This window comes from Ruegeria sp. (genome assembly GCF_965199275.1).
Taxonomy (GTDB): Bacteria; Pseudomonadota; Alphaproteobacteria; order Rhodobacterales; family Rhodobacteraceae; genus Ruegeria.
In genome coordinates this window covers 208,550-235,515 of sequence record NZ_CBDAQX010000015.1, presented here as the reverse complement: position 1 = coordinate 235,515, position 26,966 = coordinate 208,550, and the positions used below count along the sequence as shown (strand labels likewise).

24 protein-coding genes and 2 pseudogenes are annotated in these 26,966 nt (G+C 56.0%); 3 read left to right on the top strand and 23 right to left on the bottom strand.

Annotated features, from left to right (window positions below):
- Positions 1-169 precede the first annotated feature (169 nt).
- The 3 genes from ACOERD_RS12375 to ACOERD_RS12365 form a co-directional block, all read right to left on the bottom strand.
- On the bottom strand, positions 170-4,297 hold the full coding sequence (locus tag ACOERD_RS12375; RefSeq protein ID WP_419739221.1) for a hypothetical protein: 4,128 nt from the start codon (positions 4,295-4,297) through the stop codon (positions 170-172).
- Positions 4,298-4,381: 84 nt separating this feature from the next.
- Positions 4,382-5,638: a hypothetical protein gene (locus tag ACOERD_RS12370; RefSeq protein ID WP_419739220.1), complete on the bottom strand. Its 1,257-nt coding sequence runs from the start codon at positions 5,636-5,638 to the stop codon at positions 4,382-4,384.
- A 56-nt stretch (positions 5,639-5,694) separates the two neighbouring features.
- Positions 5,695-6,393 (bottom strand): hypothetical protein, encoded by a 699-nt coding sequence (locus ACOERD_RS12365; protein ID WP_419739219.1) that lies wholly within the window; start codon positions 6,391-6,393, stop codon positions 5,695-5,697.
- A 93-nt stretch (positions 6,394-6,486) separates the two neighbouring features.
- Here ACOERD_RS12365 and ACOERD_RS12360 point away from each other — a divergent pair, with 93 nt between their 5' ends.
- The 3 genes from ACOERD_RS12360 to ACOERD_RS12350 all read left to right on the top strand — a co-directional run bounded on the left by ACOERD_RS12360 (position 6,487) and on the right by ACOERD_RS12350 (position 8,183).
- On the top strand, positions 6,487-7,158 hold the full coding sequence (locus ACOERD_RS12360; RefSeq protein WP_419739218.1) for a recombinase family protein: 672 nt from the start codon (positions 6,487-6,489) through the stop codon (positions 7,156-7,158).
- Between the two features lie 216 nt (positions 7,159-7,374).
- Positions 7,375-7,683 carry a hypothetical protein gene (locus tag ACOERD_RS12355; protein WP_419739217.1) on the top strand — a complete coding sequence of 103 codons (309 nt, stop codon included), beginning with the start codon at positions 7,375-7,377 and terminating at the stop codon, positions 7,681-7,683.
- A complete protein-coding gene (locus ACOERD_RS12350) occupies positions 7,680-8,183 on the top strand; it encodes a LysR substrate-binding domain-containing protein (RefSeq protein ID WP_419739216.1) in 504 nt (167 codons plus the stop codon). The genes ACOERD_RS12355 and ACOERD_RS12350 overlap by 4 nt, the downstream gene beginning before the upstream one ends.
- A 135-nt stretch (positions 8,184-8,318) precedes the next feature.
- Here the strand turns inward: ACOERD_RS12350 and ACOERD_RS12345 are convergent, their stop codons facing one another.
- From ACOERD_RS12345 to ACOERD_RS12250, 20 genes and pseudogenes are all read right to left on the bottom strand, one after another.
- Positions 8,319-8,600, bottom strand: coding sequence for an IS66 family transposase (locus ACOERD_RS12345; protein WP_419739215.1), 282 nt, complete (start codon positions 8,598-8,600; stop codon positions 8,319-8,321).
- An 80-nt stretch (positions 8,601-8,680) separates the two neighbouring features.
- Complete coding sequence (locus tag ACOERD_RS12340; protein ID WP_419739214.1) at positions 8,681-9,160, bottom strand: group II intron maturase-specific domain-containing protein; 480 nt, start codon at positions 9,158-9,160, stop codon at positions 8,681-8,683.
- Positions 9,161-9,264: 104 nt separating this feature from the next.
- Positions 9,265-9,333: pseudogene (locus tag ACOERD_RS12335) on the bottom strand (hypothetical protein); the annotation flags it as partial.
- 775 nt (positions 9,334-10,108) lie between these two features.
- Positions 10,109-10,675, bottom strand: a complete 567-nt coding sequence (locus ACOERD_RS12330) for a transposase (RefSeq protein WP_419739213.1) — start codon at positions 10,673-10,675, stop codon at positions 10,109-10,111.
- A gap of 69 nt (positions 10,676-10,744) precedes the next feature.
- On the bottom strand, positions 10,745-11,092 hold the full coding sequence (tnpB, locus tag ACOERD_RS12325) for an IS66 family insertion sequence element accessory protein TnpB (RefSeq protein ID WP_419739212.1): 348 nt from the start codon (positions 11,090-11,092) through the stop codon (positions 10,745-10,747).
- Positions 11,089-11,493 (bottom strand): IS66-like element accessory protein TnpA, encoded by a 405-nt coding sequence (gene tnpA, locus ACOERD_RS12320; protein WP_419739211.1) that lies wholly within the window; start codon positions 11,491-11,493, stop codon positions 11,089-11,091. The genes tnpB and tnpA overlap by 4 nt, the downstream gene beginning before the upstream one ends.
- 85 nt (positions 11,494-11,578) lie before the next feature.
- Positions 11,579-11,662: pseudogene (locus ACOERD_RS12315) on the bottom strand (IS6 family transposase); the annotation flags it as partial.
- A gap of 141 nt (positions 11,663-11,803) precedes the next feature.
- Positions 11,804-13,303 carry a tripartite tricarboxylate transporter permease gene (locus tag ACOERD_RS12310; protein WP_419739210.1) on the bottom strand — a complete coding sequence of 500 codons (1,500 nt, stop codon included), beginning with the start codon at positions 13,301-13,303 and terminating at the stop codon, positions 11,804-11,806.
- 10 nt (positions 13,304-13,313) lie between these two features.
- Positions 13,314-13,742 carry a tripartite tricarboxylate transporter TctB family protein gene (locus ACOERD_RS12305; protein ID WP_419739209.1) on the bottom strand — a complete coding sequence of 143 codons (429 nt, stop codon included), beginning with the start codon at positions 13,740-13,742 and terminating at the stop codon, positions 13,314-13,316.
- A gap of 58 nt (positions 13,743-13,800) precedes the next feature.
- The gene (locus ACOERD_RS12300) at positions 13,801-14,748 is read right to left on the bottom strand and encodes a Bug family tripartite tricarboxylate transporter substrate binding protein (protein WP_419739208.1); all 948 of its coding nucleotides are present in this window, start codon (positions 14,746-14,748) and stop codon (positions 13,801-13,803) included.
- Between the two features lie 47 nt (positions 14,749-14,795).
- Positions 14,796-15,626 carry a universal stress protein gene (locus tag ACOERD_RS12295; protein WP_419739207.1) on the bottom strand — a complete coding sequence of 277 codons (831 nt, stop codon included), beginning with the start codon at positions 15,624-15,626 and terminating at the stop codon, positions 14,796-14,798.
- Positions 15,627-15,648: 22 nt separating this feature from the next.
- Positions 15,649-16,890, bottom strand: coding sequence for a kynureninase (gene kynU / locus ACOERD_RS12290; protein ID WP_419739206.1), 1,242 nt, complete (start codon positions 16,888-16,890; stop codon positions 15,649-15,651).
- A complete protein-coding gene (locus tag ACOERD_RS12285) occupies positions 16,887-17,666 on the bottom strand; it encodes an alpha/beta hydrolase (protein ID WP_419739205.1) in 780 nt (259 codons plus the stop codon). Before ACOERD_RS12285 ends, kynU begins: the two co-directional genes overlap by 4 nt.
- A 107-nt stretch (positions 17,667-17,773) precedes the next feature.
- The gene (locus ACOERD_RS12280) at positions 17,774-18,463 is read right to left on the bottom strand and encodes a tryptophan 2,3-dioxygenase family protein (protein WP_419739204.1); all 690 of its coding nucleotides are present in this window, start codon (positions 18,461-18,463) and stop codon (positions 17,774-17,776) included.
- Positions 18,464-18,961: 498 nt separating this feature from the next.
- Positions 18,962-20,395 carry a type I restriction-modification system subunit M gene (locus ACOERD_RS12275; RefSeq protein WP_419739203.1) on the bottom strand — a complete coding sequence of 478 codons (1,434 nt, stop codon included), beginning with the start codon at positions 20,393-20,395 and terminating at the stop codon, positions 18,962-18,964.
- Position 20,396: 1 nt separating this feature from the next.
- Positions 20,397-21,362 carry a toll/interleukin-1 receptor domain-containing protein gene (locus ACOERD_RS12270; protein WP_419739202.1) on the bottom strand — a complete coding sequence of 322 codons (966 nt, stop codon included), beginning with the start codon at positions 21,360-21,362 and terminating at the stop codon, positions 20,397-20,399.
- Positions 21,362-22,276, bottom strand: coding sequence for a DUF5655 domain-containing protein (locus tag ACOERD_RS12265; RefSeq protein WP_419739201.1), 915 nt, complete (start codon positions 22,274-22,276; stop codon positions 21,362-21,364). The genes ACOERD_RS12270 and ACOERD_RS12265 overlap by 1 nt, the downstream gene beginning before the upstream one ends.
- Complete coding sequence (locus ACOERD_RS12260) at positions 22,273-23,712, bottom strand: restriction endonuclease subunit S (protein ID WP_419739200.1); 1,440 nt, start codon at positions 23,710-23,712, stop codon at positions 22,273-22,275. Before ACOERD_RS12260 ends, ACOERD_RS12265 begins: the two co-directional genes overlap by 4 nt.
- Entirely contained in the window at positions 23,712-26,471 is a 2,760-nt protein-coding gene (locus ACOERD_RS12255; RefSeq protein WP_419739199.1) for a type I restriction-modification enzyme R subunit C-terminal domain-containing protein, read from the bottom strand. Before ACOERD_RS12255 ends, ACOERD_RS12260 begins: the two co-directional genes overlap by 1 nt.
- A 243-nt stretch (positions 26,472-26,714) precedes the next feature.
- A complete protein-coding gene (locus tag ACOERD_RS12250) occupies positions 26,715-26,966 on the bottom strand; it encodes a transposase (protein ID WP_419739198.1) in 252 nt (83 codons plus the stop codon).

Here is a 26,966-nt window from a genome sequence, read left to right as displayed (position 1 = left end):
TTCGTCTTTGCTTACAGCACATCCTGGAACGTTTGAGGTTGTCTTACTGGTTCCAGTATCTGCCGTATCGTACCGAGTGTAGCCGCCGATGGTCGCTCTCTTCTCTCCCCTGCATCGGGTGTTCCCCGATGCTCCCCGGTGAGCGCACCATCGGCTACCTCGCCTGCCATCATACAGTCGTCACCTCCGGGTCGAAGTTGACAGTCGAGTTGGTCAGAACAGTTGAGACATCTGTATCTTGTGTATAATCCCCCTCCAGGGTGATGCTGCCGTTATTGTCGGGCCGGGTGATGACAAGGTCTCCGTCACCGTTGACCTCTACAGCCGCGATCAGTGCCTCCAGGTCTGCCGCATCGTCACCAGCCCCCCATTCCTCTTCATCGAAGACCAGAATATCATTCCCGTCCCCCACGAAATCGGTGATGGTATCATCCCCTTCCGCGTCTCCCTGGAACAGGTAGCGGTTCGTACCAGCCCCACCGGTCAGAGTGTCATCGCCGGCACCGCCAATCAGAGCGTCACCCCCGGCACCACCCGAAAGTATGTCATCGCCGGCCAAGCCCGTCAGAGCGTCATCGCCGGCACCACCAATCAGAGCGTCACCCCCGGCACCACCCGAAAGTATGTCATCGCCGGCCAAGCCCGTCAGAGCGTCATCGCCGGCCAAGCCCGAAAGCCTGTCATTGCCGGCACCGCCGACCAGGAAGTCATCACCGTCAGTGCCCGTTTCAAACTTATCGCCGTTGGCCAGCGTAACCAGCGCATCCAGTTCGGACACCTCGTCCGCACCCTCACGCTCCGCACCGGCAACCCGCACATTCACCCTGTCCAGGTTGGCAGCCGTCACGCCCGTCACGCCCGCCGTGGCGTAGGTATCAACCGTCGGCGCAGTATTGGTCTGATCCTCGGCATAGGCCGCGATGTCGCCCAAGGCATTCTCGCGGTCAATCGCCGTCACAGTCGCAGCGTCGCTATCCGCATCACCACCGCCGGGTCCATCGGGGGCAGCAGGTGGGGTGCCGCCGCCATTTCCAGTGTCAGGTCCCTGGGCGGGCGTCGTGCCCGGGTCGGTGGTCTCTGTCGATGTTGTATCTGTTGGTGAGGTCTGGTCTGTACCATCACCGGTTGCCGACGAGGATATCGCCGCGTTCACGACGCCCTGAACCACTGCAGTCGCCGTAGCGATGCCATCCGCGCCCGCTTCGATCAGTTCCTCAAGCGTGGCCGCGCCGCCCAAATCATCCGCTGCAATCGCCGCATTCACTTCGTCGAGATTGTCAGCCGTCACGCCCGTCACGCCCGCCGTGGCGTAGGTATCAACCGTCGGCGCAGTATTGGTCTGATCCTCGGCATAGGCCGCGATGTCGCCCAAGGCATTCTCGCGGTCAATCGCCGTCACAGTCGCAGCGTCGCTATCCGCATCACCACCGCCGGGTCCATCGGGGGCAGCAGGTGGGGTGCCGCCGCCATTTCCAGTGTCAGGTCCCTGGGCGGGCGTCGTGCCCGGGTCGGTGGTCTCTGTCGATGTTGTATCTGTTGGTGAGGTCTGGTCTGTACCATCACCGGTTGCCGACGAGGATATCGCCGCGTTCACGACGCCCTGAACCACTGCAGTCGCCGTAGCGATGCCATCCGCGCCCGCTTCGATCAGTTCCTCAAGCGTGGCCGCGCCGCCCAAATCATCCGCTGCAATCGCCGCATTCACTTCGTCGAGATTGTCAGCCGTCACGCCCGTCACGCCCGCCGTGGCGTAGGTATCAACCGTCGGCGCAGTATTGGTCTGATCCTCGGCATAGGCCGCGATGTCGCCCAAGGCATTCTCGCGGTCAATCGCCGTCACAGTCGCAGCGTCGCTATCCGCATCACCACCGCCGGGTCCATCGGGGGCAGCAGGTGGGGTGCCGCCGCCATTTCCAGTGTCAGGTCCCTGGGCGGGCGTCGTGCCCGGGTCGGTGGTCTCTGTCGATGTTGTATCTGTTGGTGAGGTCTGGTCTGTACCATCACCGGTTGCCGACGAGGATATCGCCGCGTTCACGACGCCCTGAACCACTGCAGTCGCCGTAGCGATGCCATCCGCGCCCGCTTCGATCAGTTCCTCAAGCGTGGCCGCGCCGCCCAAATCATCCGCTGCAATCGCCGCATTCACTTCGTCGAGATTGTCAGCCGTCACGCCCGTCACGCCCGCCGTGGCGTAGGTATCAACCGTCGGCGCAGTATTGGTCTGATCCTCGGCATAGGCCGCGATGTCGCCCAAGGCATTCTCGCGGTCAATCGCCGTCACAGTCGCAGCGTCGCTATCCGCATCACCACCGCCGGGTCCATCGGGGGCAGCAGGTGGGGTGCCGCCGCCATTTCCAGTGTCAGGTCCCTGGGCGGGCGTCGTGCCCGGGTCGGTGGTCTCTGTCGATGTTGTATCTGTTGGTGAGGTCTGGTCTGTACCATCACCGGTTGCCGACGAGGATATCGCCGCGTTCACGACGCCCTGAACCACTGCAGTCGCCGTAGCGATGCCATCCGCGCCCGCTTCGATCAGTTCCTCAAGCGTGGCCGCGCCGCCCAAATCATCCGCTGCAATCGCCGCATTCACTTCGTCGAGATTGTCAGCCGTCACGCCCGTCACGCCCGCCGTGGCGTAGGTATCAACCGTCGGCGCAGTATTGGTCTGATCCTCGGCATAGGCCGCGATGTCGCCCAAGGCATTCTCGCGGTCAATCGCCGTCACAGTCGCAGCGTCGCTATCCGCATCACCACCGCCGGGTCCATCGGGGGCAGCAGGTGGGGTGCCGCCGCCATTTCCAGTGTCAGGTCCCTGGGCGGGCGTCGTGCCCGGGTCGGTGGTCTCTGTCGATGTTGTATCTGTTGGTGAGGTCTGGTCTGTACCATCACCGGTTGCCGACGAGGATATCGCCGCGTTCACGACGCCCTGAACCACTGCAGTCGCCGTAGCGATGCCATCCGCGCCCGCTTCGATCAGTTCCTCAAGCGTGGCCGCGCCGCCCAAATCATCCGCTGCAATCGCCGCATTCACTTCGTCGAGATTGTCAGCCGTCACGCCCGTCACGCCCGCCGTGGCGTAGGTATCAACCGTCGGCGCAGTATTGGTCTGATCCTCGGCATAGGCCGCGATGTCGCCCAAGGCATTCTCGCGGTCAATCGCCGTCACAGTCGCAGCGTCGCTATCCGCATCACCACCGCCGGGTCCATCGGGGGCAGCAGGTGGGGTGCCGCCGCCATTTCCAGTGTCAGGTCCCTGGGCGGGCGTCGTGCCCGGGTCGGTGGTCTCTGTCGATGTTGTATCTGTTGGTGAGGTCTGGTCTGTACCATCACCGGTTGCCGACGAGGATATCGCCGCGTTCACGACGCCCTGAACCACTGCAGTCGCCGTAGCGATGCCATCCGCGCCCGCTTCGATCAGTTCCTCAAGCGTGGCCGCGCCGCCCAAATCATCCGCTGCAATCGCCGCATTCACTTCGTCGAGATTGTCAGCCGTCACGCCCGTCACGCCCGCCGTGGCGTAGGTATCAACCGTCGGCGCAGGATTGCTCTGATCCTCGGCATAGGCCGCGATGTCGCCCAAGGCATTCTCGCGGTCAATCGCCGTCACAGTCGCAGCGTCGCTATCCGCATCACCACCGCCGGGTCCATCGGGGGCAGCAGGTGGGGTGCCGCCGCCATTTCCAGTGTCAGGTCCCTGGGCGGGCGTCGTGCCCGGGTCGGTGGTCTCTGTCGATGTTGTATCTGTTGGTGAGGTCTGGTTGTTGCCATCGCTCTTCGAACTCGATCCACCGCTACTGGTTGCAATGGCGGCGATTGCACCTGCGCCGAGAATTCCCGCAGCGATCAGGCCCGGATTGATTGCGGCCAGTTCGACACCGGATTGCGTTGAAAGCGTCACGTGATCGTTGTCGGCAAACCCGGCATCCGCATCCGCCCCATGGGCTGCAGACAGCGCCTCAACCTCCTCCTGCGTCGCGCCAAGTAGCTCCGCAATATCCGCAACGGACCTCGGCTCAACCTCGATCAGGGAACCGTCCGGCGCGAGGCTGATCTCGAACAGATCCCCGCTCTCCGGGTCCTGCGCGACCAAAACACGATCACCCGTGTCAAAAAAACCGGCAATTTGAACCTGGCGACCATCCTGGTAAACAATCACAAGGTCATCACCTTGCCGGAAGGTGCGTGCGATCACGTTCGGACCAAGCGGAACCAGTAAACCCTGAACCCCTTCAGGGAATACAATCACGGATTGAGACGCAGACGCGCCAGTCGATACAGTCGAAAGTTGTGCTTGGGTCATGGTGAGGGGGTCTCCATAAGATTTGTGTGAGTATTTTAAGTTTTTTCCGCAGAACGCGGAAAGCTACTGTAGGTGGTGCCTTTTTCAGTACATCTCTGACTGGCCACGAGTTACTTGTGACATCATGTCGTCCAAAGTTTTTTGAACTGCGAAACCCAAAGCAAGCGGTGAGTGTGAGGCCGCCTGAGCTAATGTTTCTTTTGCAAACATCACCGCGTTATTGGCCGCTTCGAGGTTGCCAATTGTTACGCCAAACGCCCCCGCTGCAATGTAGGTTTCAACAGTCGGCACAAAGCGCGTCTGGCCTAATGCATAATTTAAGATTGTTTGTTGCGATGAAGCAAAATTTTCAAGAATGATCCCACCGATCACTAAATTCAATTTATTGGTGCTGTTTATCGTCGCCATTTCCTCCAATGCAATTCCCGCATTTACCGCCGCGAGGTTGGCATCCGTCACACCCAACGCACCTGCCGTGGCGTAGGTGTCAACTGTCGGCGCAGGATTGTTCTGATCCTCGGCAAAAGCCTCGATGTCCTCCAAGGCATCCTGACGCGCAGTTTGCGCATTAAGTGAAGTGTCACCGTCCGTATCACCGCCGCCGGCTCCGTCGGGCACAGCGGGCAGGGACCCGCCATCACCACTGTCAGGTCCCTGAACGGGCGTCGTGCTCGCAACGAGCGCTCCCATCGAAGAAACATCCGACGAGCTATTCAATTTAGTCTGTTCATCAATGTTATCGGAATCGGACATGATACCGTTGTCTGCCTCTAAATCTCTTTCATCACCCTTCGAATCAAATACATCACTATTAGTTGGAAGAGCTGTGATTGAGATTGATCCGAGGATTGTATTCTTCCCGAGTAGCCCACCTGCGCCGAGAATTCCCGCAGCGATCAGGCCCGGATTGATTGCGGCCAGTTCGACACCGGATTGCGTTGAAAGCGTCACGTGATCGTTGTCGGCAAACCCGGCATCCGCATCCGCCCCATGGGCTGCAGACAGCGCCTCAACCTCCTCCTGCGTCGCGCCAAGTAGCTCCGCAATATCCGCAACGGACCTCGGCTCAACCCCGATCAGGGAACCGTCCGGCGCGAGGCTGACCTCGAACAGATCCCCGCTCTCCGAGGCCTGCGCGACCAAAACACGATCACCCGTGTCAAAAAAACCGGCAATTTGAACCTGGCGACCATCCTGGTAAACAATCACAAGGTCATCACCTTGCCGGAAGGTGCGTGCGATCACGTTCGGACCAAGCGGAACCAGTAAACCCTGAACCCCTTCAGGGAATACAATCACGGATTGAGACGCAGACGCGCCAGTCGATACAATAAGTTTCATTGATGGCTACCGTAAACACGCAATAATTGCATCAGAATTTCTACCACCTATTGATTTTATTCCGTACCATCCGCCCACAAAGCCTGATGCCTATTCCTCCACCCGACATTATTTATGCCAGCTTGAACTACTCCTTGAGCAAGCCTGTCTGCATCGACCGGCAAGCGGATAGAAACATCAGTGGCCGCTAACCGATCAACACCCAAATCGTCTGATTTGAATTCATCAGAGAAAACAATAACTTTAACCTTTGGATTGGATTCTCTAAAGCGACATAGCAGACCGACTGAATCGTCTAAGTCATGAGTCATTCCACTCAGCGCCAAATCAACGAAAACCATATCGAAATCATCGACGACTAACCGGCTTTCATTGCCAACAGCTGAGCCAGCAGCTGATAAGGCCAAGCAACCGAAATTCTCGCAAACTTGCACGTCAAAACCACGATCCGTGAGCATACAAATCACTTCTCTGACGTCAGCAGAAGCCACCGATGCAAAAATTAGAATACGTCCAAGCTGTGATGAACCGCTCGATCGGTCGAATTTATACAGAACCAACCTAGAAGGATACTTTTCGGAGCAACCCCTATCTAACCAACATACCCCTAGGTATCTTCTTATCAGCGATGAACAAAAGGTCGTCGGAAAAACGGTCGCAATTTCTTTGAGAGCGCTATTCGCCAAACAATGATGACTAGCCCAGGCAAAAACGTGACTTTTTTGGACGGGTTCCGCCACGTCAAAAATTGACATCTTCTTCCTCATTTATACTTTGGATTTACTTGAGATTTTCCGGCTTCAACTTGCTGCTGGTTGTAAAAGAGCCACAAAGGAACCTTTTTGTCAATGGTAAAAATCAAGGTTAAGCAACAACGCTCAACGCGTCGCAAAACTAACGTTAGTTCTTCTTACAAGCCTGTATTTGAGGGTGATCTGATAGGGTATGCGCGTGTTTCTACTGATCATCAAAATCTTGATATGCAGATTGATGCTCTCAGGAATATAGGGTGCAAAAAAATTTATCGAGATCAAGGTATTTCGGGGTCCCAAATGCACCGTCCGGGTCTTGATGCAGCGCTTCGCGCTGCAAAAGGAAATACACTTGTAGTTTGGAGACTGGACCGACTAGGTCGTTCACTGAACGGTTTGCTCGATCTGGTAGAAGTACTCGCGGATCAAAATACAGATTTTCAGTCCTTAACCGAAGGGATTGATACAAGGACAAGTTCTGGCATGCTATTTTTTCACATTATGGCTGCACTTTCGGAGTTTGAGCGTAGCCTGATCAGCGAGAGAACAAAAGCTGGGCTTAGCGTAGCAAGATCAAAGGGCATCAGTCTGGGACGGCCTAAAGCTCTTTCGGATGAACAGATTGCAGATGCAATAAATGAAATTAAAAAGGACCCAAATAAAACACAGGCGCTTTGCAAAGAGCTTGGCGTTTCCAAGAGGACAATGGATAGGTATATTCAGAAGTACTCTGACTTGGATGATCTTACTTGGCCCAGACCCAATTGATTTCCGTTTGGTTACGTGATTGATCGCGTTCAAAAGGAGCTATGAACATAACTTATTTTTCCGGGTAAGGGACTGAAGCAGCAAAGTTAAAATGTCCCACATTAGCAATTCGGGAATGTCACTCTACCCTCAAAAATCATTGAGAACGAGCGGACATGGGTTGGGTGATGATGAGCGAGCGCGAGTTGAACCGCGCAGAGGCGTTGGCGCAGGTCGATGTTGGCCGGCTGGCAGTTGCGGCGCACAGGGCACGGTGTTGAACTCACTCCTGCTGGCGCTGAATTTCATTCGTTTGCGCAAGAAACCCTCGCCAACTTTGAACGAACGCAACAACGGATTATCGAAACTGAGGGAGCGGCACCAGATCAACTCACATTGTCGGTCCCCTTGCGACTGGGCCGTTTGTTGATCCCAGTCTTGCATCGCAACTTTGCAATCGCATTGCCGGAAATAACTTTGCATGTGCTTGAAGAGGGAACAGATCGCGCTCCTGAATTGATGCAATCAGGGCAAATTGTGCAATGATTACCTATGCTCCCTATCTTTCGCCAGCTTACGCAAGCGTTCCCTTAGCGTCAGAGTCGCTTTACGCCGTCGGAACTAAGGAGGTGCTTGGCCCTGTTTCGACCCCAAGCCAGCTGTCTGAAGTAGGGCAGATGGCTTTGCTTACGCCCCACAAAGGCAACTACCGCAAGCTGCTGAAATCCAGCTTGTCCGCACAAGGGATTCCCATGAAAATTGCGCGCGAACTGGAAACAGCTGAAGGTTTGCTCGCTTTTACGGCTGAGGGCGATGGAGTCGCAATACTACCGATGAGCAATGTTTATCAGGAGTACGAGCGGGGCGAAGTCATGGTGCGCCCCATCGTTTCACCCGAAATCGAGCGTATTCTGGCCCTTTACCCTAGTCTGACAATGAGCCGCCATACTCTTGATGTCGTTCTACCCATTGTTCGGGAGTCCATATTGAAGGTTGCGCAGCTGGCTGATTGGAAAAAAGTTCGAAAAAACGGACTTGTTGCATAGAGGTGAACCCATGAACCGCAGTTCCCGTTTCGGGCTACCTCAAACTGTGCATCGCTCAAAGCCGTCAGCATGAACGGTGCCGGTATAGCCGGAGAGGTGATTGACCGGGTGCTCGCCTTTGCGATCCGTGCTGAACTAATACCACGCGCAGGGCGGCGCATCCCCACACCATGGACCCTCATCGCGAACATAGCTCCAGAGCCGCGCAGTCTGAGTCTTCTTTGGCTTCAGTTTGCTTTGCAGTTTGACCGGCGTGTCGTCGGCAAAGAGTGCGGGCCCCGCCCTGACCAGCCTGCCGATATGAACAGCCAGTGGTTCCAGCAAGGCCGTGCTGCGCCCCACCCAATCGATCAGCGTGGAGCGGTGCAGATCGACCTTCTCTCGAGCGAAGATTTTGGATTGCCGATCCAGCGGCAAGCGAGTCGCGTGAGGGGATTTCACCCACACGCGCTACCAGATCCGTACGTGAACCTCTCAGTTCATACGGCTCCCAGCATTCAGCCATTTGCGTAGAGAAGAGACCAGTGGGCGAACAATCCCGGCGTGGATTTCACAATTCTGGCGAGCCAGAGCCGCGCTTGCCGGGGCCGCTGCCGGAAGCGTTTGTACTTCCGCATCACCCATCGGACCAAATGAGCGTCGATCAGACGTAGCGTCGGATAGAGCGCCGATTTGTAGAAGCATCTGAAGTAACCCATCCAGCCCTCAATCTGCCGATTGAACATACGGGCCAGATCGATCAGCCCCTTGTCACTACGCCGCTGCAATCCCCAATTGCGCACCCGGCGCCGGAACGCCTTGAGAGCTTTGGGGCTGGCGGCCGGAAGGTAGGATACGCCGAACAGACCTCCGCGCCAGATCGCCAGCCGGGGCTGGAACCTGTAACCGAGGAAGTCGAAGGCGACCGTCCGGAAACGGCCCTTTCTATTGGTATCCCTGCAGTAGACGATCTTTGTCTTCTGCTGGTGAAGTTGCAAGCTGCATTCAGCGAGACGGTCTTCGACCTGCCGCCAGAGCCTGCGCGCTTCGCCGTCCGGATGGCATCAATGGCGGAGCGTTCGGGCCGATACCCATAGGAATCGCTGTGGAAGATTGGTTCCACGAGCGGTTCCAGATAAAGCCGGATAACCTCCTGCGCAATGCGGTCCATGACCGTTGGAATACCCAACGGCCGTTCGCCCCCATCCGCCTTGGGGATAATTACCCGGCGTACCGGCGATGGCATATAGCTGCCAGAGGACATCCGGTTCCAAAGCTTGTAGAGGTTCGGACCAAGCCGCTCCCCGAAGCTTTCGAGTGTTTGTCCGTCTACACCAGCTGCACCCTGATTGGCGTTCACGTGTTGGAACGCCTCCCAGATTTCCTTCTTCTCAATCGTAAACGGCTTTGTCCCTGTCATCCGGCTCATCCTGTTACCAGTTGGCCAGTGACAGCGACTGAACACCACAACCCCTTCGGTCCAGCGCCATTACAGCACCTTCAACCCTACTACGAGTTGTTCTGCCCCTGTGCCCCGCATTGGTACTCTGGACCTCTCTGGGGCTGCCCAATCGGTCATCTTCCTTAGCATCGGGACAACAGGTTCTCCTGTTCCGCAAAAGAGCCTGATCCAGATTCACGCCGCCTTCGAGCCGGATGCCGCATGGGCCGGACTTTAGGGCACCGCCCATACTCATCCCGAGGTGACCACCACCCTCGGTTCTGACATCAACCATACGCTTTCGGCAGTTCATCGACGGCTCGCTTTCGCTCGTCTCTCTGGATCGTACCTGACGGGATCGCGTCCCGCCGTTTCCACAACGCTCACCACCATCGCTCTTTACGACAGTAGCTTGTGGTGGTTTGGGATCGGCTCCTGATCGCCGAACCCGAGGGGCCTACCCTCATCTCTTTTGCAGTTACGTACCTCCTTTCCATGTCAGTACTCAGGACACACGGTGGTCCGCGTATTTTGAGACGAGCACATGGGCGATCGTTGCCTCGGTTGGCATGCCGCCAGCGATGATGTGGGCGGGGGCTGGAGCCTGGGCAATCCCACTCTCACAAGAGCGGCAGGCATATTTGGGGCGACGGGTGATCCGGCGCACAACAAAGCGGCCTGGAATGTACTCCAGTTCCTCAGTGATGTCCTCGCCGATCTGGCGCAATTGTCGCATTCCTCCCCGACAGACAAAACCTCGTCTTGTCGGTCCAGATGGGTCGGGCAATGGTTTGCGGCTGTGCTGGCGTTTGGACAGTGTGCTATCGGTCTCAGCAGGTTCGCTCTTCTGCGCTTCAGCTGCACCTTCGATCTCGACGTCTTCCGCCAGATCGAAGGCCAGTTGATCGAGGGGCTCGGATTTGGAACCGAACCGCGCCTTGCGATGGCCGTGAAGTTCGGCCTTCAGCTTCTCATTTTGGTAGGTCAGCGATTGCACCTCAGCCATCAAACGCTCACTGACGACCCGCAGTTCAGCGGGGTCGTCCGGCAATGATTTGAGGGCGTCCAACATGTGGTTGGATATAACCCATTGCAGCAAAAAGGTGAATCGTCAAACGCCAGATCGCGCAGATAAATGGAGTTACCCGGTGCTCAGGGACCGCCATGTCTTCCTGGACATCCGCCAGTCGATCCCTTCAAGCAACATTGAAAGCTGCGCCGCCGTCACGCTGATTTTGCCATCCTTGGCGGCAGGCCAAACGAACCGTCCGCGTTCCAGCCGTTTGCTGAACAGCCAGGCACCCTGGCTGTCCCACCAGATGATCTTGAGCAGATCACCGCGTCGTCCCCGGAACACAAACAGATGGCCGGAATAGGGATCGAGTTCCAGAACCTTCTCGGCCTGCGCCGCCAACGTGTTAAACCCGCGCCGCATGTCCGTCACCCCCGCTGCCAACCATACCCGCGTGTTCGACGACACCGGGATCAAGGGATCAGCCCTTCCACCAGCACCAGAACAGCAGACAGGGTCGTTGTACCTTCAACCAGAATAGGGCGGCCATCGGACAGCGTGATGTCCACGCGTTGCGCAGAAACCGACCCAGCCAATGCCGGTGCGGAAACCTGTATATCAGGATGTGACGGTGCCGGCATTGCACCCTCAATCTCTATCGGAAGAAACTCAGAGGCTTCATCAGCTTGCGCACATTCCTCATCGCAATCAGGGGCAAAACGAGGGTCGCGCAACCACTTGTGGATCAGATTGGTGTTCATCGAATGCCGCCGCGCTACCTGCGCAACCGATACACCGGGTGCTCGCGTCTGGCCGCAAATCGAGCGCTTTTCGTCATCAGACCAAAAACGCTTCTTCTGGCCCTTCTTGCCAGCCATAGAATACCCCAAGATGTCCACTATCGATGGGGAACACTATCAAACACTCCATCACTCCGTCAGAGCGGGGAAACCGGACGGATACGTAGGGCACGTCATATCGGACGTAGAAGAATACAGCAAAGAGGATCACATCCTTAGGATATTGCGCGCCTTTGAAGGAGATCATGAGCCTGCATTCGACTAGTTGGGACCGAAAACCATCCACACGCTAATCCTACGCGCGTCAACAGCCAAAACATTGCAACATAGCCTGCCTCAATTTGCGAACCACCCTACACCAGAAGTCTGACGGCACAAATCCCTTTTGCTAGGTCGAAGTCTGCTGATTGTTCCGCCAGACAAGCACCAATGTCACGACTGTCAGCAGAAGAAACATCACCGCAACCGGGTGGCTGGCAAAACCGAATACGTTTCCATCGGTAACAATTAATGTCTGCGTCAGCGACAGTTCGAACCGTGGGCCCAGGAAGAAGGCGATTATCAAAACGACGACCGGATAGCCGAAGCTCGTCATGACATATCCCAGCGCTGCGAAAGCCAGCATGACCCAGATACCGAGCATTCCGCCGGACGACAAATACGCACCGATCAAGCAGAGCACCAGCGCGCCGGACAGGATAATGGATGCCGGAGCCGAAATGATGCGCGCCCACAGGCGAAGTCCAAAGTTGCCGAAAAACAGATTGGCGGCGTTGGCGATCAACATGGCGCCAAACAATCCATAGATGAGCTGCCCCTGCTTTTCAAACAGCAGCGGACCCGGCTGGATACCCTGAATGATAAACGCGCCGATCAACATCGCGGCAGACGCGCTGCCGGGGATGCCTAACGTCAGCAGCGGGATCATGTCTGCGCCGGCGACCGCGCTATTGGCGGATTCTGTTGCGGCGACGCCCTTGATATTGCCTTTACCGTAAGTTTCCGGATTCGGATCGGATTGTTTGGTGGCCGCGTAGCTCATAAAAGCTGCGGCGGTTGATCCAACCCCTGGAACAGCGCCTATCCCTGTTCCGATAACGGCGCCGCGCAACATGACGAAGCGGCATTTCCAGTATTCGGCAAAGCTGACGCGGCGATCTTCCGGCGCTGCGCTTTTGTTGGTTTGCGCTGCCGGGGTGCTGCCGTGGCGCGTTTGGGCAATGTGACGGAAAATTTCCGCTACGGCCAAAGTCCCGATGGCGACCGACGCAACCGGAAGGCCTTCGAAGAACGCCCATTCGCCAAAAATAAGGCGCGGGGTGGAATGCTCGGGGTCCATACCGACCGTCGAAAGCAACAGACCCAAAACAAGCGCGATCAGGCCTTTGGTGATCGACTCTCCCAGCAACGCAGAGATGACGGCGAACGAGAAAATCATAAGTGAAAAGACTTCAACGGGGCCCATTTTCAGTGCCAGAATCGCCAACGGCGCGGAGACTGTAATGAGAACGAGGTCGCTGAACGTGTCACCTGTCACAGAGGAATAGAGCGCCATCTTCATGGCCTTCTCAGGTTTGCCCGCCTTGGCCATGGGATAGCCATCCAGCGCGGTCGCTGCTGCGTCCGGCGTGCCGGGCACGTTGATCAGAACGGCTGGCACGGCGCCGCCGATTGTGCCGCCCTTCATGATCCCAATCAGAAATCCGATGGCGGGCAGTGGATCCATGACGAAGGTAAACGGGATAACAACGGCCATGGTGATGACCGGACCGATCCCAGGAAGTGCGCCGACGAATTGCCCGACAATCACGCCAGATAGAACGAAGGCCAGCGTCATTGGAGCAAAGGCGTCTGACAGGCCAGCGAGAATTGTTGCGAGATCAAGCACGTCGTATCTTCTAGGGTAAAGTGCGGTCGAGCAAGATGGTCACGACAAACCAGATCAGCGCCGGGAGACCGATGGCGGTTGCTGCAAACCAGATTGGGCGACGTTCCCCCATCATGAAAACTGCACAAGCCGTGATTACGATTGATGCGGGAAGAAAGCCGATGCGTTCCATCACAAACACCATGACGACTGTCACGCCAAAAAGAAGGCCGCAGCGCAAAATATCGATCAAGGCAATTGGCCCGACAGACTGGTTTCGGCCTGGAACAAAAATCTGAATGAGCGCCAGGCCCGCAATGACATAGGCAAGCGCAGTTGGGACGACCTCCGGGCTGAATGTGCCGTAGTCGATTTTTTCGGTACCTGCCGGAATGGCGACAAAAATAGCGGCCAGTGCCGCAAGGAGCACAAAAACAGTGAACAAACGATCTGCCAACATGACGTACCCCTTTCATAGTAACTCCGGCAGCTCGTGAAGCTGCCGGAGAGATCGCATCTTATTGCGATGCCGCAATCATGCCTGACACGGTGGCCTGACCATCCACAATCATCTGTGCAGTGCCGTCTGGACCCAGATTGTTGCCTTCCATACCCATGGCGCTCAGCGCTTCACCGACACCATCGGATTCAAGTGCGGCGCTGATCGCGTCTGACATAGCATTCTTGGCGTCGTCGCTCAGACCGGCCGGGGCAGCGATATAGAAGGACGCATCGATAGACAGTGGGTATCCCATCTCCATCAGGGTCGGAACGTTGGTGTCTGCGCCATCGCGAACCGGGGCGAGACCGGCAACCAGGATCATGTCGCCGTTCTGAACGTATTCCACATGGGCACCGCCCAGGGTCGCCGCGTCAACGTGGCCGCCCAGCAGGTTCTGAATGATCTCACCGCCAGACTTGGTCGGCACAGGCTTAAAGTCGCCGCCGGTTTCTTTTGCGAGGGCCCGCACGATCAACTCCTGAGCCGGACCGTTGGTTGCAACGGTGACACCGCCGGATTTCGCTTTTTCTATCAGGTCAGCCATGGATTTCACATCACCATCAGCGGCTACCGTCATCGCCAGCCCGGCGCGGCCCATGGTCGCCAGCCAATCAAAGCTTTCCAGAGTGAACGGCAGTTGATCGCCGCGGCGCTCCAGCTGAATCCAAACAGGGATTGTGACACCAACGCCAATGTTCAATCCATCAGGATCCATGGCTTGCAACTTGGACAACATGGCGACACCGCCTGCACCGGGAAGGTTCTCGACAACCACATCCCAGCCGTTTGCATCTTCAATGGATTTTGCGATTGCGCGAGACAGGGCATCGGTGGAACCGCCTGCGCCAAATCCGACATGCATTGTAATCGCACCGTCCGGTGTCCAGTCGGCAGCGAAAGCTGCGCCAATGGACATACCCGTCGCCAAGGCGGCGCTGGTAAGTGTTTTGATCAACCTGTACATTTGCGTTTCTCCTCTGATGAACGGGTTGTTGGTTTCTTCGCCTCACGTCAGTGGGACATCAGGACTGGAATCTGCGCTGTGCTTAGAACGTCAGTTGTGACTCCGCCCACAAAGTCATGTCGAAACAACGATCGCTCAAAAGCACCCATGACCAGCAAGCGCGCATCAACGGCTTTGCATTCTGCCAAGAGAACTTCGGCCGTTGCTTTCCTGCCGGGCGTGACCACTTTGCTTTCGGCAGGAATGCCGTGGCGCAACAAAACTGTCATGACATCAATCCCGGCCAGTGGTGTCCCGAGATTTGGCCGGTCGACGGTGACAACAGTTACTTTCTCTTTGGTCTCAAGCACCGTCATCGCGCCCGAAAGTGCACGGGTCGCGATCCGGTTTCCGTCCCAAGCCAGAACTGCATGCTCGTTCATGTTTTTGACGTCGAATTGCTTGGGCACCCACAGAACCGGTCTGCCGCTTTTCAGCGTCACGTTTTCGGGGTGCAACTCCAGCTCATCAGCCTCGGCAAGTGTTTCATATTGGCCCACGACCGTGATGTCATAGAGCATCGCGTAATCCGCGATGGTCTGATCTGGATCCCCTCCGACCTCGATCCAATGCACCTTGTTCGCTGGTCGCGTTGCCGAGGCCAAGTCGTGAAACTTGCCTGCGACGATTTCCGCCTTGTGCGAAACCGCCCCCTGAATGCTCTTGGTCATTTCATTGGAAAACCAGGCCGGGATATTGCGCGATACCCGCGATACGCCATGCGCAAGAACACCCGTCAAATGTGCGTCATACTTTTGCGCCATGCCGATCGCGACACGCAGCGCTGCATCGGATGCCTCGCCGCCGTTATAGGCAACCAAAAGGTTCTTGATCGACATAACCGATTACTTTCCCAGTGAATTAAGTGACTTCGCCGCGAATTTTATATTCTTCACGATCCCATTCCTGCCCATCCAGAACGACCTTCAAATGACCGACGGCGTTGGCGACATCTGCAAAGCTCAGATACAGAGGCGCAAAGCCAAAACGCATTGTTTTTGGCGCACGGAAGTCACCCGTTACACCCCGGTCTGCCATGGCCCGCATCGCGCCATAGCCGTTCTCGTAATCAAAGGATACGTGGCTACCGCGTTTGCTTGCATCGCGCGGGCAGACCAGCGTCAAAGGATAGTCGGCGCAGACGGTCTCAACCGCTTCGATGAAGAATGACGTCATGGCGCGGGACTTAGCAAAAAGCGCATCCCGGTCAACGTCAGACCAAAGCTTCAACGCCTCATCCAGCGAAGACAGGCTCAGTACCTGCGGCGTGCCGCAGACAAATCGGCGCGCGCCATGCGCAGGCTGGTAATCTGGAGTGAAAGCGAATGGATCAAAGTGGCCCATCCATCCCGACAGGGGTTGTTGGATTTTCTCTTGCAGGCGCGGATTGATCCACGCAAAAGCTGGCGCGCCGGGACCACCGTTGAGATATTTGTATGTGCAGCCTACCGCAAAATCGCAGTCATCAGCCTTCAGGTTGATCTCCACGGCGCCCGACGTGTGTGACAGATCCCATAGCACAAGAACGCCGTTGTCATGGGCCGCCTGATTGATCGCTTTCACATCGCGGATTTCACAAGTTTTGTAGTGAACATGGCTGAGGATCAGAACAGCAACTTTTTCGTCGAGCTTTTTCGCAAGATCGTCACCGGGGTTCAGATCACGTACGGAATAACCGTCCATCATATCTGCCAGCCCGCTGGCAATATAATGGTCGGTTGGAAAGTTGTCGGCCTCGGACAGGATGACCTTGCGCCCCTCTTGAAGCTTCAAGGCGGCCGCAAGGCATTTGAACAGGTTGACCGAGGTCGAGTCACCGACAGCGATTTCCTTTTCGCCTGCCCCGACAATCGGTGCGATACGGTCCCCGACGGTCATTGGCAAATGGAACCAACCGGCACCTGACCAGCTGCTGATCAAGCCTTCGGACCACTCGTTGTGAAGCACGCCCTGAACACGAGCGGCACAGGCCTTTGGCATCAGGCCAAGCGAATTGCCGTCTAGGTAAATCTTGCCCTCGGGCACATGAAACAACTCGTGAAAGCGTGCAAGCTGATCGGCTGCGTCAAGCGCGCCGGCGCGTTGCAGAAAGGTATCCATCATAAGTGGTCCCCAATCATGTTTTGAATGGTCTGAAAGGTCTCGCTTTTTGGATCAGCGAGAACTTCGAGAATGTCGAAATGATCTCTGCCCGGCACGCTTGTGCATGAGAGGTCGGTGAGACGCTGTTGCCAAAGGTCTGCAAGAACGGCGGTCTGGACCTGAAACGCTTCAGGTTCATCGGCACCAATCACCAGGTGGACCGGGATGTCCTTTTTGGGCGCGTGCCGTGCTGGAGAAAGTCGGTCAGCTTCCTCAGGTGAAATGCGCGCCAAATCGTTAACATAGGATCTGGCGATCGGTTCGAGGTCGAAAACCCCGCTCACCATCACGGCTCCTACGAGATGCGCGGCAGCCCCTTGCCCCAAGACCTCGGCCAGAACAGAGGCCGTCAGATGCCCGCCAGCCGAATGCCCGCTCAAGACAATTTTGCCGGCATCAATGTTATACCGGTCTGCGTTTTTGCGCAGGTGATCCAGAACCTGATAGATTTCTGATGTCAACTCTGTCAGCGACACATCTGGCGTCAGCGTATAACCCACCGACACATAGGCCCAACCATGCGTCGTGAAATTGCACGCGGCAAAGCCTGACACATCTTTTGCGCCTTCTTGCCAGAAACCCCCATGAATAAACACAAGACACGGGGCTTTCGTCGCGCCGACAGGTGCAAACACGTCGATTTTCTGCCTGGGCCGCGCGCCGTAAGACACGTCGGGCATAACGACGTGTTCATCTGACGCCAAGGCTTGCGCGGTCGCATCCGCCAAAGCCGCCAAGGTGCCATCGGCATCCTTAGCGGTTCGGCTGGGAGACAGCTAATGATCCAGCGTCTCCACCGGGAGTTCCATGCAAGGTATGAGCCTGGGATGAACCATGATGCGGCTTACTTTGACTTGACCTCACCACCCATGTGGGCGGTCAGCTCATTGCGGAACTCGAAGAGTTCGGGGAAGAAATAATACCGCAGTGTCTTGGCCAGATAGTCGTCAAAGAATGTTCCACCGGTTCCAAGGGCGCGAATGCCGATCTGACGGCGGACCATCAGGATGTGGTTGTGCCGCCAGGAGTGGAAGCGCCGGTCCAGCTCGAACGCATGTTCTGCCAGCAGGAACAAATCATGCTGGTTCCAGCGGTCACCATAGACATCCAGCAGTGACAATCCACGGCGTTCAAGAAACCCAAAGAAAGCCTGGCGCAGTGTTTTTGGGTGTTCCGCGATCAAGCCGGGCCACATCTTTTCGACGCGCGCTGCATATTCCTCATCCGCGACCTCGCACAGACCCAGCATTACTTCTATTTCCCGGAACTGACGCGACTGCATGCCAGATGCACCGGTCAGGAGGCTTCGATATTCTGCAAAATCGGCTGCGGACATTGTCTCGAGTACAACCCAATGTGCCTCGGCCAAACGCATGATCTCTCCCAATCGGTTCAAGAGCCAGTTTGCCTGATTAATCTCGTCGTTGTCCAAATGCTTAATGACACGATGAAGGTCGAACACGATCTGCTTCAACCAGATCTCCAGGGAATGGTGTGTCGTTAAGAAGATGTGCTCCTCGGGGTGTAAACCCACTATTTCACCACATTTCAGGCCTGAACACCTTGCATAGTTTGTTTGATACCTCTCATTAGCAACGCTAATACAGTATGTTACAGATCATCGCAAGAACGATTTATGCGCATTGCATATATGATTTTTCCGCGCGATTCAGGGCCAAAAGTTGCATTTTCGGAAAAATGACTATGCATGTTTGTGTCTGTCCATTTTGCTATTTTGCGCTGTTCGGGACTTGCATTTGCATACAGGCACTATGAAAAGCATAGTGGTTTTTGTGTAGTGTCGCTGTTCTTGAAGGTGCTATACATATACTTTTCCTTGCTTGCATATACCGGAATCCTGCGGCGTCAGACATATCGGCCAAAAGGCAACGGGTGATAAACGCGACCGACAGTATCGCGATGCGATTGGCGGAGCGTGGGGAAGAGGATGGCTGACAGCCGCCCTTCGCCGGGGCGCGTTGCAGCCGCGACCCGGCCCGTGCGAATTGTAAAATCGCGGGATGCAAATCTGTCAGTCCTGCAATTCGTTTGCGACGCTTCTGAACTGTTCCAGTGCCGCTTCCAGGTTCTCGACAATCTCGCCTGCGATGACATCCGGCGCGGGCAAGCTGTCGATATCTTCAAGGCTGTCGTCTTTCAGCCAGAAAATATCCAGATTCAGTTTGTCGCGGGCGACCAGGTCCTCATAGGCAAAGCATCTAAAGCGCTCGGTCTCCCGGCGTTCGCGAAAACACGAGACAAAGTCATCCAGGTCTGCGCGGTCGAGTTTCTTTGTCTTCAGCGTTTTGTGAACATTGGTGCGATAGTCATAGACCCATAGCGCGCGCGTTTGGGCTTCACGTGCCGCTGCTTTTTTGTCGAAGAAAAGCACGTTGGCTTTCACGCCGGGGCTGTACCAAATCCCGGTCGGCAGACGTAGCAACGTATGGAAGTTGAAGCCTTCCAGCAGTCGTTTTCTGATGCCCTCACCGGCGCGTCCGGCCTCGAACAACACGTTGTCTGGCAGAACGACGCCCGCCCGCCCGTTCACCGCCATAATCGTCATGATGTGCTGCAGAAAGTTGACCTGCTTGTTCGAGGTTGTGAACTTGAAGTCTTCGCGCTCGTAATTCTCGCGTTCGGTCGAAACCTGACCATCCTCGCCAACAACCGTAAAACTGGACTTCTTGCCAAATGGCGGATTGGTCAGGATGACTTGATAACGCGACCCGGGATCACCCGAGAGTGCATCCCCTTGCCGAACCGGAATGGCCCCGTTTCCAACGCCATGAAGGTAAAGGTTCATGGCGCTGAGACGTACAACCTCATCGACGATATCAACCCCGGTAAAGGTCTCTTCGCGCAGTTTTCTGAGGGCATCGCGATCCTGGCTTTGTCCTTTCATGTGATCGTAGGCTGACAACAAGAAGCCGCCGGTCCCGCAAGCGGGGTCGCAGACGGTTTCGCCGATCTGCGGGTCAACGCATTCGATGATCGCTTCAATAACAGGGCGCGGCGTGAAGTACTGGCCAGCACCCGACTTCACCTCGGACGCATTGCGTTCCAGCAACCCTTCGTAGATATCGCCCTTCACGTCGACACCGATGCCAATCCATGGCCCTTCGCTGTCGATCAGTGACACAACGCGCGTCAGCTTTGCCGGATCGGTCAGTTTGTTCATCGACTTCCGGAAGATCGTTCCGATCAGCCCGTCTGCGCTGGCAAGCGCTTCAAGCGTATGCCGGTACTGCAACTCCAACTCATCGCCGGACTTTCCAGCAATCTGCGCCCAGTTCCATTCCGGCGGGATGGCTGATGGCGCGCCGAGCAACTCGACCCGCTCCTGATCCATCTTGAGAAACAAGAGGTATGTAATCTGTTCGATGTAGTCGCCGTAGGATATGCCCTGATCCCGCAACACATGCGCGTAGTTCCAGACCTTGGAGACAAGTTGTTCGTTCGTCATATCATCCGCCCTGCAATGGCCTCATAAGCAACGCCCAATAGTACTCAGCGGCACCTTCTTCGCTTAGCACTTTTTTATCTTGGTCGGACCAAAGGTGCGGCATACCCATGGGGCGAAGGAACATCTTTTGATCGTCATTTTCGACAGTGATGCGTTCGTTATAGGAGTTCAATTGGCCTTCCTCTCCTTCCGAGTATGTAATGCCGCTGCCCAGTCTCCCGCCCAACTTAATGCTACAAGCTGCAACTTTTGATCCATCATCGTAGATTTTCGCAGTGAAGCCGTTGCCGTCGACCCTACGATAACGCGCCTCAATTCCCGAATTCCTTGCCTGCAATTCTTCCAGCGAACCCTGGAAAAAGCGGCCCATGTATTCAAACGAAGTCAAAAGAAAGCGGTCCTTGTCAGCTTCAGTGAATACTTTGCGAAGGCGCAGATTTGAAGATCGTGGAAGCTCCGGTACAGGCTCCGGCTCTGCTGGTTCAGCCTCGATGTACGCGTGTCGATCTAATGGTTCACCGACGGCGTCGATTTCTTCGATTGCTCTGCGAATTGACTTTGCAACGTCCAGAAAAGCTTCGTCGCGATTAGGCCAAGTGGTGATCGGCTTACCGTCTGTCGGGGTGACGAGGAACTCAGCCAACTCAGTGTGTGTCCAATCGCATGGTCGAAGTACAACAGAGATCAGTCTTGCCGAACCTTGGCGATGCCTTTCAAGTGCACGGCCTTTTTCAATCTTGTAGCAGTAATCCGAAGCCAAGAAATCCGGGCTGATCAACAGAATGACGATGTCCGCTTCATCGAGTTCTTTGCTAATCGTCCAATCAAGGCGTTCGCCTGCGATCATCCTTCTATCGTGCCAGAACTCAATCAGGCCCTGTCTTCTTAGCATCGACAGTTGCACTTCAAGCTGATCGCGCAGTTCCTCGTCCTGATGCGAGTAGGATATGAAAACGCGTGCAGCCATCAGGACGCCTCGTACGAATGGGTGATGAATTGCTTGGCCTTTTCAAGGTCTTCGGATGATCTCAGAGTGACTTCGAGGTCCCCGGTCCCATAGTGCCCGACATTAGTTTCATCGCGGGTGAAGTCCTCTTCGTAGCCCCACATCACATCCATCACGTCGTTGGTGATCTTCAAATAAACCCGGATAACGCCGATCTGCGGCTTGACCTCGACACAGGCAAAGTTCTTGATCCGCTTGAACGCGAAATAGAACTGTAGTTCCTTCTGAACAACATCGTCACCCAGACCCAGCATAAAGGCCTCCAAATCGGAATAGAGGTTCGCAAGTTCTTCGCGCGCGACAGTAAGGTATTCGGCGGTAGTCTTGTACTTCTGTGATTTTCCAGTCTTCGTGTCTGCGACCAGAACTGGCTTTGTTGATACAGTAGTGAGAAGATCGAGCAGCAAAAGATCGTTCCCAAAACGCCGGTACCGGATCAGTTCGATATTCCAGCTCATCTGTTTGATTGCGTGCTCATCATACTTGGTGAAATCGGACGCGATGCAGATCAGACGCGGGGCGCTCCATTCGATGGCGTCGGCGGTTTGCTTGCCTAACTTGTCGCGCACCAAAAGTTCGAAATCACCGCGATGGTCCATCAGCCAGTCGAGGTAAAAGAGGCCTTGGTTGATGATGTTCTCGCTGCGCTCGCGCTTGTATTCGATGATGACCGGATAGCCGTTCTCGTCGATGCCCAGTGTGTCCATGCGCCCGCCGGTCGAGGTGACGTATTCCGAGGCAAGGAAGCGCACGCCGAGCAGCGTTTCGAGGTTTTGCTCAAAGGTTGTTTGCAGCGCCTTTTCCAGCGGGGCGGCGGAGCTTGCAATCTCGGTCAGCGCGCTGCCGCTTTGGCTGAACAGTTTGATGTCACTCATGCCCGGCCCTTTCTGCGGGTCTTCCTGGCCCGTTCCTTGTCGTTTGTCCTGGCCTCAGCGATCCGGGCGAGGAGAGCGCTGGCAGGTTCGTCGGATGGGTCTTGCGGGACAAGGCGACCGGCAAAGGCATCTTTCAGGATGGATTGCCGAAGTGAGGCCGAGCGCTTGAGTTCGGTTTGGCACCAATCTGCAAGCCTCGCAATCTTTGACTCTGCTTTCTCCAACCTCTCCAAGATAACCTGTTGTTCATCGAGAGGAGCGAGCGGTACCGCAAGCGCTTTTAGCTTTGTCCCATTTACGTTGGCCTGACCAACTTGCTGGCTCACAACGCTCTTAATCCAATTTCGCCCTAGAAGGCTGTTTATGAATGCGGCGACAAGCTCCGGTATGACTTCGATCAACCGGACTCTGATCAGATATGAAGCGTACGAGTAGTCTCTTTCCAACTCCCGAAAAACCGCAGTCTTGCCGACCAACTCCGCACTGTTGGTCCGGTTAAACAGAAGATCACCATCGGTGAGCAAGAGTCGTGGAAATTCATCGTGGTCGTTTGGAAGAAACTTGAGGTTTTCGACGTCGAGATGACCGTCAACGACGTTACCCATCCGCAAGACCGGGACGCCCCGGTCTTCGGTCGAACACTTTGCCGAACTGCCGTAGTCAACAGCGCTGGACAGTTGATCAACTGTCGCCCATGACCAGTTCGGGGGAAGCCTTATTTCAGAAGTTGCTGTGGGACTTTGAGGCTCTTTGTATTTCCCCCGACCGCTCCAAGTCTCGCGCCTGTCGTCGAGAATGCGCGTAAGCAGTGCGCCCCCCTCTTCCAACTCCCCCTCGCGCCCCGCCCGCCAATCAGCGGTAAGTTCGCCGGTGACGGCGGCTTTCAGGACGGATTGGCGATAGCGGCTCAGAAGCTTTTGCACCTCCCGCACCGCCTCTTCGCCCTTGTCGAGACAGGCAAAGAGCGTCTCGATTTTTTCGACGATGCGATGCTGTTCGGGCAGGGGGGCTACTGGGATTGGGTGACCGTTCAGAATATTCTTCGTAATCGCTCTGAAAGTGGTTCCAGTTCCTTGATCAACTAAGGCTTGGACGCTCCTCGATAACCAGTGCCGAACAAAGTCTGCATCAATCGCAGGACGGATTGCGGCTAAACCTCGTCCAATTCCACAGTGTTGGTCCGCCACATTTGTGGGCCCCACAGGCGCTCGAACAGAAATGAGAATATCGCCCTCAAGAGCCTCTCTTGTCGGTTCTGAACACCACTTGATTGCGGTCGGATTCAGGTCGCCAAATTCGGCCTTTCCCTGAAAGAAAGGCAGCCCAACACCATCTTGATTGTATGTATCAGAAGGGGGCGATTGACCAAAAACTGTGACAGAAGTCTCAGTGATGGTACTCCATGCCCACCCGAGGGGGAGTTCATATTTTTCCATCACGCAACCAACGCCCCTTGCAGGTCGTCCAACACGCCGTCGAGGTCTGTCCCGAACAACTCCCGTGCTTTCAGTATCCCGCCTTTGTCCGCCAGGCTCGGCACCTCCATGAAATCGCGCGGGCCGATCTCGGCATTGGCTGCGATGAACTTTGCTATGAGGCGCAGCCATGTCAGTTGTTCCGCCGAGTAGTCGCGCCCGGCGTTTTTCTCACGTCCGAGCCAGAGATTGAAGCGCTGTTCGACGCGTGCACCGAAAGGTTCCAGCACCGTGTCTTGACCCAGCGCATAACGCACGAGGCTGACGATCTCGGTCAGTTGCTGGTCCATCGGCGCGCCCTTCACCTTCGCCGCATCAAGGCGCTTGTAGGCCTGCCAGACATCCGCCGTGGTCAGGTAGTGCGGATGATCGCTCAGCCTTTGCGCAAGCTCCTTGATAGCTGCATAGGTCAGACGCTGACGCGCATAGGACTGGTTGTAGATGATTTGCAGGGCGGTCAGTTCGTCCTTGTTCTCTTCGATAAAGGTCTTGAACAAGGTGACGCGTTCCTCGGCGTGCTTCATGTCGAAATCCGCGCTGATCAACTCGTCGGTGGTGAATTCGTCGATGACGATATCGGTCTTTTGCTTGATGTCTTTGAGCAGGTTGCGAACCGGAGCCGCTTCGAAGGGGGCGCAGGCTTGCTCGACCAGCCCTTCGATGGCCGCACCTTCCTGTTCGCGCGTGGGTGCCGGGCCATGGGCGTCTTCAATGACGGCTTGCTGCTTGTCCGGATCGATGGCGTCAAGGAGCTTGTTGGCCAGAACGCGCAGGGATTTGCCGCCTGTGGCCTCAACGATCCTTTGGCGATCCTCGTCGCTCAACCTGCGATCCAGCGCGGCAAGCCGCCCTGCAAGGCTCGATAAAGCATCCTCATCACGCCGCCCCTGGGCAATCTGGTCGATGAGCGTGTCGAAGGACATCGATTTCTTGCGTTCGAGCGGCTGGGACGCGTTCTTCTTGGTCTCCGACACGCCTACGGCGTCGATCAGGATGAAGCGCGTCTTGGTTTGGGCATCGGGCGTGACGGCCTGAAGGTCCGAATCCGGCACCGAGCGCACACCGCGACCCTTCATCTGCTCGTAATACCCTTCTGATTTCACGTCGCGCATGAAGATCAGAACCTCGACCGGTTTGATATCTGTGCCTGTGGCGATCATGTCCACCGTCACGGCGATGCGCGGTAACGCGTCGATGCGGAAGGCGTTGATGAGCGACTTTGGGTCTTCGCTGGTCTGGTAGGTGATCTTCTTGGCGAAGTCATTGCCTTCAGAGAAGATCTCGCGGACCGCATGCACGATCTCTTCGGCCTGGTTGTCGTCCTTGGCAAAGATCAGCGTCTTGGGAAGCCATTTACCGGTGCGGTCGGGGAAGAGTTCAGTGAAGACGCGGTTCTTGTAGGTCTCAAGAACCGTGCGGATTTGATTGGGCGCGACAACCGACCGGTCGAGGTCCTTTTTGGTGTAATCAAGGTCGGCATCCAGATCGAGGTATCGCACCGCCCGGGTTCGCTTGTCTCTCACGGGAACCTGGAAACCGGCATCACCGGCCTCGACAGTTCCCCCATCCTCGCTGACGCGTGTCTTGATGCGATAGACCTCGTATCCGACATTTACGCCATCGGCGACGGAACGTTCATAGGGATACTCGGCAACGAGGTTCTGGTTGAAGAAGCCCAGCGTATGTTTGGACGGCGTAGCCGTGAGGCCAATGATCGACGCGTCGAAATATTCAAGAACCTGCCGCCAGAGGCCATAGATCGAGCGGTGACACTCATCGGTGACGATGAAGTCGAACATCTCGATGGGGATGTTGGGGTTGTATTCGATGGGCGAAGCTTCACCTTCGTCGCCCGGCCAGGCCTCAAAAGCAGAACTTTCTTCGGCCTCCTCGTCCAGTTCGTCACCGCGCAGCATGGCATAGAGACGCTGGATCGTCGTTATGACAACCTTCGCGTCAGGGTCGATCCATTTCGAATGAAGATGCTGAACAATGTAGGTGTCGGTGAAACGGTTGGCGGTTCCGGGGGGCTGGAAGTTCTGGAACTCTTTCAGCGTCTGGTCCCCGAGGTTGTTTCTGTCGACCAGGAACAGAATGCGTCTGGCACCGGCGTGCTTGATCAGGCGATATGAGAATGTGCAGGCCGTGAAAGTCTTCCCTGCACCCGTCGCAAGTTGAATGAGCGACCGTGGGCGATCTTCTGAAAGCGACGTCTCAAGCCCGTGGATCGCCTCAATCTGGCAGTCACGTAAACCCGTTTCGATGAGGGCTGGCATATCTGCCAATGCCGCCCTGAGGGTCTTTGGGCGTTTTAGCCATGCAAGCAAGGTTTCCGGGCGATGGAACGCAAAGACCTTGCGCGAACGCGGTTTCGGGTCCTGCAGGTTGCGAAAGAAGGTTTCGTCGCCGGTGCTTTCGTAGTCATAGATCAGCAGGTCGTCCCACCTGGCGACAGGCTCCGGCAAACCACCCATATAGCGGTCGGACTGCTCAGCCACCCCGCCAAGTGTGACGCCTGACTTCTTTGCCTCTATGATCCCTGCCGCTTTCCCCTCTACGAACAGCAAGTAGTCGCAAGGCCCTGAGGTAAGCTGAAACTCCCGCACTGCCACGCCGGTGCCCGCCCTTCGATTGAAATCAGCAGGGTCTTGCAACACCCAGCCCGCCGCCGAAAGCAGCAAGTCGATAGTTTCTCGCGCATTCTGCTCAGGTGTCTGCATCGCGGTTAAGTATATGCTTTTCAACTCATCTCAATAAAACATGCATTTGACTATGCTGCAATCTCAAGCCGCATAAAACGTCTCGACACGAACGCGCAACGCTTCTCATTTTCAGTCTTGCCAAGGACGCCGTCAAAATCATCGCTCCGAGAAACCAAGCTGAACAGGTCAATGTCTAAGGCTGTTGATATCAGTTCAACATACTAAGCTGGTGGAAGGCCCCGCACTGCGTTCTTTGGTGAGTTAAACTAACCCGAATTCTGGATAAGCTCGTGTCACGCTCGCGATGCTCCGAATGACGTCTGGGACGACAACTTTGCCCATTTTGACCTTCGGTTGCCCCAGAACGTAGGCGGCAACGCATGACAGAATGTGAACGAAGGCATTGATCGGGGATCGGTGTCGCGTGTGTTCCAGACCCATGTGCGATTTGAGCTTGTCGAACAGAGTTTCGATGATGAACCGTTGACCTGGTGTCCACCCCTCCTGAATCAA

Excerpts from the sequence above, each read along its gene's own strand:
- ACOERD_RS12375 (WP_419739221.1), bottom strand. The coding sequence starts at position 4,297 with ATGACCCAAGCACAACTTTCGACTGTATCGACTGGCGCGTCTGCGTCT.
- ACOERD_RS12370 (WP_419739220.1), bottom strand. The coding sequence starts at position 5,638 with ATGAAACTTATTGTATCGACTGGCGCGTCTGCGTCTCAATCCGTGATT.
- ACOERD_RS12365 (WP_419739219.1), bottom strand. The coding sequence starts at position 6,393 with ATGTCAATTTTTGACGTGGCGGAACCCGTCCAAAAAAGTCACGTTTTT.
- ACOERD_RS12360 (WP_419739218.1), top strand. The coding sequence starts at position 6,487 with ATGGTAAAAATCAAGGTTAAGCAACAACGCTCAACGCGTCGCAAAACT.
- ACOERD_RS12355 (WP_419739217.1), top strand. The coding sequence starts at position 7,375 with ATGTTGGCCGGCTGGCAGTTGCGGCGCACAGGGCACGGTGTTGAACTC.
- ACOERD_RS12350 (WP_419739216.1), top strand. The coding sequence starts at position 7,680 with ATGATTACCTATGCTCCCTATCTTTCGCCAGCTTACGCAAGCGTTCCC.
- ACOERD_RS12330 (WP_419739213.1), bottom strand. The coding sequence starts at position 10,675 with ATGTTGGACGCCCTCAAATCATTGCCGGACGACCCCGCTGAACTGCGG.
- tnpA (WP_419739211.1), bottom strand. The coding sequence starts at position 11,493 with ATGGCTGGCAAGAAGGGCCAGAAGAAGCGTTTTTGGTCTGATGACGAA.
- ACOERD_RS12305 (WP_419739209.1), bottom strand. The coding sequence starts at position 13,742 with ATGTTGGCAGATCGTTTGTTCACTGTTTTTGTGCTCCTTGCGGCACTG.
- ACOERD_RS12300 (WP_419739208.1), bottom strand. The coding sequence starts at position 14,748 with ATGTACAGGTTGATCAAAACACTTACCAGCGCCGCCTTGGCGACGGGT.
- ACOERD_RS12295 (WP_419739207.1), bottom strand. The coding sequence starts at position 15,626 with ATGTCGATCAAGAACCTTTTGGTTGCCTATAACGGCGGCGAGGCATCC.
- kynU (WP_419739206.1), bottom strand. The coding sequence starts at position 16,890 with ATGATGGATACCTTTCTGCAACGCGCCGGCGCGCTTGACGCAGCCGAT.
- ACOERD_RS12275 (WP_419739203.1), bottom strand. The coding sequence starts at position 20,395 with ATGACGAACGAACAACTTGTCTCCAAGGTCTGGAACTACGCGCATGTG.
- ACOERD_RS12270 (WP_419739202.1), bottom strand. The coding sequence starts at position 21,362 with ATGGCTGCACGCGTTTTCATATCCTACTCGCATCAGGACGAGGAACTG.
- ACOERD_RS12265 (WP_419739201.1), bottom strand. The coding sequence starts at position 22,276 with ATGAGTGACATCAAACTGTTCAGCCAAAGCGGCAGCGCGCTGACCGAG.
- ACOERD_RS12260 (WP_419739200.1), bottom strand. The coding sequence starts at position 23,712 with ATGGAAAAATATGAACTCCCCCTCGGGTGGGCATGGAGTACCATCACT.
- ACOERD_RS12255 (WP_419739199.1), bottom strand. The coding sequence starts at position 26,471 with ATGCAGACACCTGAGCAGAATGCGCGAGAAACTATCGACTTGCTGCTT.